Origin of the sequence: Dissulfurimicrobium sp. (assembly GCF_049968175.1) — a bacterium.
GTDB classification, from domain to species: domain Bacteria; phylum Desulfobacterota; class Dissulfuribacteria; order Dissulfuribacterales; family Sh68; genus Dissulfurimicrobium; species Dissulfurimicrobium hydrothermale.
This window is the reverse complement of the sequence record NZ_JBMFRG010000078.1, coordinates 1-7,112: the sequence shown is the minus strand read 5'-3', so window position 1 is coordinate 7,112 and position 7,112 is coordinate 1. Positions and strand designations below refer to the sequence as shown.

Annotated in this window: 7 protein-coding genes; 2 read left to right on the top strand and 5 right to left on the bottom strand. The window is 52.9% G+C overall.

Annotated features, from left to right (window positions below):
* Both ACP5SG_RS08860 and tkt read right to left on the bottom strand, forming a co-directional pair.
* The coding region (locus ACP5SG_RS08860) for a pyruvate kinase (RefSeq protein ID WP_428123685.1) at nucleotides 1-617 on the bottom strand (617 nt) is incomplete at its 3' end.
* 11 nt (nucleotides 618-628) lie between these two features.
* On the bottom strand, nucleotides 629-2,635 hold the full coding sequence (gene tkt, locus ACP5SG_RS08855; protein WP_424661734.1) for a transketolase: 2,007 nt from the start codon (nucleotides 2,633-2,635) through the stop codon (nucleotides 629-631).
* Between the two features lie 518 nt (nucleotides 2,636-3,153).
* Here tkt and rfbB point away from each other — a divergent pair.
* Nucleotides 3,154-4,227 carry a dTDP-glucose 4,6-dehydratase gene (rfbB, locus tag ACP5SG_RS08850; protein WP_237889056.1) on the top strand — a complete coding sequence of 358 codons (1,074 nt, stop codon included), beginning with the start codon at nucleotides 3,154-3,156 and terminating at the stop codon, nucleotides 4,225-4,227.
* Nucleotides 4,224-5,105 carry a glucose-1-phosphate thymidylyltransferase RfbA gene (gene rfbA, locus ACP5SG_RS08845; RefSeq protein WP_407932026.1) on the top strand — a complete coding sequence of 294 codons (882 nt, stop codon included), beginning with the start codon at nucleotides 4,224-4,226 and terminating at the stop codon, nucleotides 5,103-5,105. The genes rfbB and rfbA overlap by 4 nt, the downstream gene beginning before the upstream one ends.
* Nucleotides 5,106-5,120: 15 nt before the next feature.
* Here the strand turns inward: rfbA and ACP5SG_RS08840 are convergent, their stop codons facing one another.
* The 3 genes from ACP5SG_RS08840 to ACP5SG_RS08830 all read right to left on the bottom strand — a co-directional run.
* Nucleotides 5,121-5,747, bottom strand: a complete 627-nt coding sequence (locus ACP5SG_RS08840) for a prepilin-type N-terminal cleavage/methylation domain-containing protein (RefSeq protein WP_428123679.1) — start codon at nucleotides 5,745-5,747, stop codon at nucleotides 5,121-5,123.
* A gap of 100 nt (nucleotides 5,748-5,847) precedes the next feature.
* Entirely contained in the window at nucleotides 5,848-6,549 is a 702-nt protein-coding gene (locus tag ACP5SG_RS08835) for a prepilin-type N-terminal cleavage/methylation domain-containing protein (RefSeq protein WP_428123672.1), read from the bottom strand.
* A gap of 179 nt (nucleotides 6,550-6,728) precedes the next feature.
* Nucleotides 6,729-7,112: Uma2 family endonuclease (locus tag ACP5SG_RS08830; RefSeq protein ID WP_428123665.1), on the bottom strand; the 384-nt coding region annotated here is incomplete at its 5' end.

The window sequence follows — 7,112 nt, the reverse complement described above, 5'->3', positions numbered from 1 at the left end:
GATTTTCTGGCCCGGATAATATCCTGCCCGCATTTTGGAAACGAAACCGCCACGTAGTCCGCATCCAGGGCCACGGCCTTTTCCATGTCATGGCGGGTCCTGGTCCCGAGGGCGTGTGACGTCAACCCTCCTCCCAGACGGTTGACACCCTTGTTGCCGGAAAGCGTTCCGCCTTCCAGCACCCGGCAGAAAATTTTTTTCTGCTCTATCTTCTCCACCTGTAGAACAATGCGGCCGTCATCCAGCAGCAGGGTATCCCCAGGCGCTACATCTGCGGCAAGATTGTGGTAGTTTATGCCAACCCCAGCCCTGGTCCCTGCCCCAGGCGGGATTTCCGGGTCAAGGACAAAGACGTCTGACTCGGCAATGTCCACCTGACCATCAGCAAATCCGGTAATACGAATCTTGGCGCCGGGGATATCCGCCATGATCCCCACTTCCCGCCCCAGTTCTGCGGCAATCCGGCGAACCTCCTCGGCCCGTCGGCGGTGGTCATGGCCCGTGCCGTGCGAAAAATTCAGGCGGACCACGTCCACCCCCGCGACGATCATCTCTTTCAGAACACCGGGAGGGTCTGTTGCCGGCCCCAGGGTGGCAACGATCTTGGTCCTTCTCATCCCGGCTCCCATTAAATCCCTTGTATTACCTTGAGCACGGTATCCACTATCGGCTGCACCTCAAAACCAAAATGTTTGAACAGCTCATTGCCCGGGCCGGACTTCCCGAAGCTGTCTATCCCTATAACCCGGCCCCTGCTGCCCGCATACCTGTGCCAACACCCGGTGTGGCCGGCCTCTACCACCACCCTGCGGGCAACATCAGAAGGCAGTACCGCCTCCCGGTATTCGCTGTCCTGGGCCTCAAAACGGTCCACTGACGGCATGGACACCACCCGGATGGGGTGTCCCATCCTGTCAAGCTCCAGGGCCGCCGCAAGGGCGAGCCCCACCTCCGAGCCGGTGGCAATGATGATCGCCTCAGGTCTTCCCTGGCAGTCTCTCAGCACATAGGCGCCCCTTGCTATATTTTCCATCTGTTCCGGCTGCCGCTCGATGTGCGGCAGCGTCTGGCGGGAGAGGATCAGACAGGTTGGCCCGTTTTCATTTTCAATGGCCGCCTGCCAGGCCACCGCGGTCTCCACTGCATCCGCCGGACGCCAGAGGCTCATGCCGGGAATCAGACGCAGACTGGCAATATGTTCAACAGGCTGATGGGTCGGCCCGTCCTCGCCCGTACCGATGGAATCATGGGTAAGCACATAGATGACCCGGAGTTTCATCAGGGCTGACATGCGCATGGCGTTTCGTGCGTAATCGGAAAACACCAGGAAGGTACCGCCATAGGGGATGAAGCCGCCGTGCAGGGCCATGCCGTTCATCATGGCGGCCATGGCAAATTCCCTGACCCCGTAATGCACATAGTTGCCGTCAAAATCAGAAGCAGGCCGGACCGGCCTGGTGCCCGACCAGTTGGTGAGATTTGAACTGGTAAGGTCAGCCGACCCGCCAACAAGTTCAGGGAGATATGACGCATATCTCCCTATGGCCTCCTGGGAGGCCTTGCGGGTGGCCATATCCCTGCCGGCTGCTTCAATATCTTTTATAAATTCTACGGCCTGGCCGGAAAATGATTCCGGCAGCTTGCCGGCGATCCTTCTTTCAAATTCCAAGGCCAGTTCCGGATAGCTCTTCCGGTAGGCGGCAAGCATCTCATTCCACTGTTGCTCCATTCGCGCACCCTTTTCTCTGGCGTCCCAACCGGCGTAAATGTCTTCGGGAATCACAAAGGGTTCATAGGGCCAGGCAAGCCTCTCCCGCGCCGCCGCGATTTCGTCCTGGCCGAGAGGAGCGCCGTGGCAGCTTGCCTTGCCGCAGGCATTGGGCGCGCCACAGCCGATTACAGTCCTGCAGCAGATGATGCTGGGCTTCAGGGTCTGGGCGCGCGCCTCGATAATGGCCCTTTTGATGGCGTCCGGATTGTGGCCGTCCACATCCCGGACGACATGCCAGCCATAGGCCTCAAACCTCTTCGGGGTGTCATCGGAAAACCAGGCGTCCACCGGGCCGTCGATGGATATACCGTTGTCATCGTAAAAAAGGATGAGTTTTCCCAGGCCGAGGGTGCCGGCAAGGGAACAGCATTCATGGGAGATACCCTCCATCAGACATCCGTCACCGGCAAACACATAGGTGAAGTGGTCAACTAAGTTGAAACCATCCCGGTTGAACCGGGCCGCGAGCATCTTCTCTGCCAGCGCCATGCCCACAGCATTGGCAAGCCCCTGGCCCAGGGGGCCGGTGGTCGTTTCCACACCTGGAGTCAGACCATGCTCGGGGTGGCCTGGGGTCTTTGAATGCAGACGCCTGAACTGTTTGATATCTTCTATAGTCAGGTCGTAACCTGACAGATGAAGGAGGCTGTAAAGCAGCATGGAACCGTGGCCGTTTGAAAGGATAAACCGGTCCCTGTTGAACCAGCCGGGATTGGCCGGGTTGTGCCGCATAAAGTCGTTCCATAGCACCTCGGCAATATCGGCCATACCAAGGGGCGTACCCGGGTGGCCCGATTTTGCCTTTTCGATGGCGTCCATACTGAGCACTCTGATGGCATTCGCCATCTTTTTTCGTGTAGACAAAGACATGATTCCCCCTTTTCAAAACCATGGTGTAAAGAAACCCGGCTGGTTCCTTCAGCCGTTTTTTATTCGTTTTTATTCCAGAGAAGAGAACCAAGAATCAGGCCAAATCGGTCAGACACTGAGACCAACAACAAATAACTATTTATTTCAATAAGTTATTGCAAACATAGTACGGAGGGACATGAGAATACGCCTGTGCCATAAATGGCCCAAAGAGAAAGCGGACAGGGGTACAACTTGGACGTAATTGACACATATATCATACGGTTTTGCCAGGCCTGACCTGAATCAACCGGCATAGCTGAAATTTTTGACCAGCTGGTTGTCCTGTCGGTGCTTACAGTGTATAAAAAGGCATACCCAGAAAGAAGGGGCACGAAGTTTGTCCCTGACCTGACCAGGGATGGGGAATCTATCTTGTTGTTTTTGCTGGATTCCTGCTTGCGCAGGAATGACAAAATATGGATTTTTAGAGCTTCCCTTAAAGATAAATTAGGAATCATAAAGGCGTTATTATGATACTTGTAACCGGAGGCGCCGGCTTTATCGGGTCAAACTTTGTCGTGGACTGGCTCTCTAAAGGCGATGAGCCGGTTGTAAACCTGGACAAGCTCACCTATGCCGGAAACCTTGAAAACCTTATCCATCTTAAAGACGACCCAAGACACATCTTTGTCCAGGGCGACATAAACGACCGTAAGCTTATAAGCGCCCTGTTTGCAGGGCACAGGCCGCGGGCCGTCATAAACTTCGCCGCAGAGACCCATGTTGACCGCTCTATCCATGCACCCGATGATTTCATAAAGACCAACATAAACGGGACATTCAATCTCCTTAGCGAGGCCTTGACATATTGGCAAGGCCTAAACGAAGAGGCAAGGGCGCAATTCCGCCTCCTTCACATCTCGACTGACGAGGTCTACGGTTCCCTCGGGCCTGATGACCCGCCCTTTACAGAGTCATCCCCCTATGCGCCGAACAGCCCGTATTCCGCATCAAAAGCGGCGTCCGACCATCTGGTGAGGGCATTTCACCGCACATACGGCCTCCCCACACTCATCACCAACTGCTCGAACAATTACGGCCCTTATCAGTTCCCTGAAAAGCTCATCCCCCTTGTGATCCTTAACGCCGTCGAAGGCAAACCGATTCCGATATATGGAGATGGGCTAAACGTACGTGATTGGCTCTATGTCGGCGACCACTGCGAGGCGCTCAAGATCGTCCTGGCCAAAGGCAGACCGGGCGAGACCTACAACATAGGCGGCGGCAGCGAAAAGACCAATCTGGATGTCGTACACACTATCTGCACCATATTGGACGAGCTGCGTCCCGATCCAAAAGGCAAGGGCTATTCATCCCTGATAACCAATGTCAAGGACAGGCCTGGCCACGACCGCCGCTATGCTATTGATGCAGGCAAGCTGAAGTGCGAGACAGGCTGGCAGCCAAAAGAGAATTTTAAAGATGGCATCCGTAAGACGGTAACTTGGTATCTGGAGCACATGGACTGGGTGCAAAACATAAAAACCGGGACATACAAGGCATGGATGGCGCTCAATTACGGCGATAGGGGGTGGAATCCATGAAAGGGATCATCCTCGCGGGTGGTTCAGGCACAAGGCTTTATCCATCAACGATCGCGGTCTCAAAGCAGCTCCTCCCCGTCTATGACAAGCCGATGATATATTATCCGCTCAGCACCCTAATGCTCGCAGGTATCAGGGACATCCTTGTGATCTCGACCCCTGCCGACACCCCGCGCTTTGAGCAACTCCTTGGAAACGGCAACCAGTGGGGAATCAACATTTCTTATGGTGTACAACAAAGGCCCGAGGGTATCGCCCAGGCGTTCATAATTGGGGAGAAATTCATTGAAAACAAAAGCTGCGCACTAATGCTCGGCGACAACATCTTTTACGGCCACGACCTACAGGCATTGCTCAAAAAGGCCTCACAAAAACAAACCGGTGCGAGCATATTTGCCTACCCAGTAAAAGACCCTGAGCGTTACGGCGTAGTGGAATTCGACAAGAGCGGCAGGGTCATAAATATCGAAGAAAAACCAAAGATCCCGAGGTCGCGCTATGCCGTCACCGGCCTCTATTTTTATGACGGCAAGGTGACCGACATCGCAAAGGCCATAAGGCCGTCGGCAAGGGGCGAGCTCGAGATAACCGACATCAATAAGGCCTACCTCGAAAAAGGGGAACTGGACGTAGTCGTCATGGGCAGGGGCATGGCATGGCTAGACACGGGCACACATGAATCCCTGCTTGAGGCGTCTTTGTTTATCCAGACCATCGAAAAACGCCAAGGGCTCAAGGTCTCGTGTCCGGAGGAGATCGCATTCCGCATGGGATACATAGGCAAGCGCGAGCTTGAGGCCCTTGCCCAGCCGATGCTCAAAAACGGCTACGGGCAATATCTTGTCGGGCTCTTGGATGGCGCAAGGGCGGTTATGTGACCTTGCGCCACACAATCAGAACTTAAAGCTCAATTGATATACGCCGTTTGTCGCGGCCATATAATCGGCCGTCCCCCTTATGGCTCCCTTGCCTGCATTGCCGTCATCATACAACCTGTCAATAGCCTGACAGACATCATAGGGGACGTTTTGAAAATGTATCCAGTTGGCAGTCAATGCCGTACCACCTGCAATCGCCGGCATGGTATAATACGAAACAGCTATTGCCCCACCATAGGGATGGGTCGGGTTGGTAAAACCGGAACCCGTCAAGATATCAGCCGCCCTCAACTCCTGCCAAAGGTCGCACTGCTCAGTACCTGTGCCTGAACAAGCAAAGTTTGGCGCAGTGGATGCAGCGCCAACCGCAATCAGGCCGTTCCCATTCCCATTTGTAACCGTAACACCTGGCCATCTGCCGCTGGCTGCAGGATCATCGCCCGGGAAATACCCATATTTATCATAATACGTATAAAGGGCGGCGAATATCTCTCTTTGCTCATTATAAAACCTCTTAATTTTCGCATTGCCGATCAGCTCGCCACCCTTCAAAACAGCGGCCAGTATGATCCCAATGATCACCAACACTATAGCCATCTCCACCAGTGTAAACCCCCTCTGCCCTCGATGATATAGACTCATAATAGATCCCCTCTCTTTGTATAGTGGACACTCATTAATTTAATTAGCACCAACCCCAACCGGCGCCGCGCTGGACGCCTTCGAGGATATTCAGTCAACATTAATAAGGCTTATCAAACATATAAACCGCCGCCACATCGGTTGTGGCCCACGGCGTTGAGCTACCGGCGGTGGTTGAATTTACGGCAGTTACAGCAGTAACCGCGCCGGCCTGTATGTTGTTGACTGTGCCTGTACCTGCAAGGGTTACAGCAGTGGCCCCCCTGAATCTACCAAGTCCTGCGTCCGCAGTGCCGTCGATGGCTGTATCAACGGCCTGGATTATAGCCAGGTCATCATTGGTGAACGTAGCAGTACACGCTGCATTGGCGCATATGACCATACAGTTTTTATTTGTGCCACTGTCATAGCCTATATAAATATAATAGTTCGAACTGCCCAATTGCACTGGATTCGGCGGGATATTCTGCATGGTGCCCGTTGCTGCAAGCGTGCCTATTGCAGACCCTGCAGTCGTTTGCTCTGCCGCATCATCTCCAATAAGCCCATCTTTGTTGTCTGCATCGCCCGGAAAATAACCCATCCTGTCCATATAGGCCCACGTAAGCATCTCCCACGACTTTAAAGAGGTTATCAATTTCTTCGCCCTGGCACCTTGAATCAGGTCCTGCCCCTTGATTACCGCTCCTAAAATGATCCCAATTATCACCAACACTATCGCCAGCTCCACCAGTGTAAAACCACCTTGCCCTTTCAAGAGCCCTTTGCCACTTGCCTCTTTTGCCACCCTTACCTCTTTCATTTTTGCCTCCTTGATTTTGTTTTGCTTTTATCTGAAGGCCGGTTGCGCCACTCAAGCATCTCCATAACCACCTTGGCGCCCAGATTGGCAGCTATGGCTGGCTTTCCTTTTTAACCTCAATTTTACTGTTTTATTGCAAATGTCCTGCAATTTTAGAATATGCAAATTTTATACCAATGTTATTTGAACCAGATTTTCTTGAACTCCAGAGACAGGCTGCAAGATGTCTCAAACCTGAAGATTTCTTCTCTGAAGTCCCCTTCTTTTATGTATTTGCCGTTTCTCCATCTGTAAACCTTTGCCTTTTTCAAGGCTGGATAACACAATACATAATACCTGACGCCTTCTTTTTGATAAAGTTCAAATTTATATCTCTCATCTGTGGAGGCGTTTTTTTCAGAAACGATCTCAAAGATAACCTCCGGCGGCCTGGTAATGGTGTTTTGAATGTCATCACATACCACCATTACATCCGGCCTGACCACCGTATCACTACTGATAATCCAGTCCAGGTCCTGAAGCACATAGCATTTGGCCTCGCAGGTCTCGAGCTGTTCATCCAA

Coding starts and splice junctions, on each gene's coding strand:
- ACP5SG_RS08835 (WP_428123672.1), bottom strand. CDS start 6,549: ATGAAAGAGGTAAGGGTGGCAAAAGAGGCAAGTGGCAAAGGGCTCTTG.
- ACP5SG_RS08840 (WP_428123679.1), bottom strand. CDS start 5,747: ATGAGTCTATATCATCGAGGGCAGAGGGGGTTTACACTGGTGGAGATG.
- rfbB (WP_237889056.1), top strand. CDS start 3,154: ATGATACTTGTAACCGGAGGCGCCGGCTTTATCGGGTCAAACTTTGTC.
- rfbA (WP_407932026.1), top strand. CDS start 4,224: ATGAAAGGGATCATCCTCGCGGGTGGTTCAGGCACAAGGCTTTATCCA.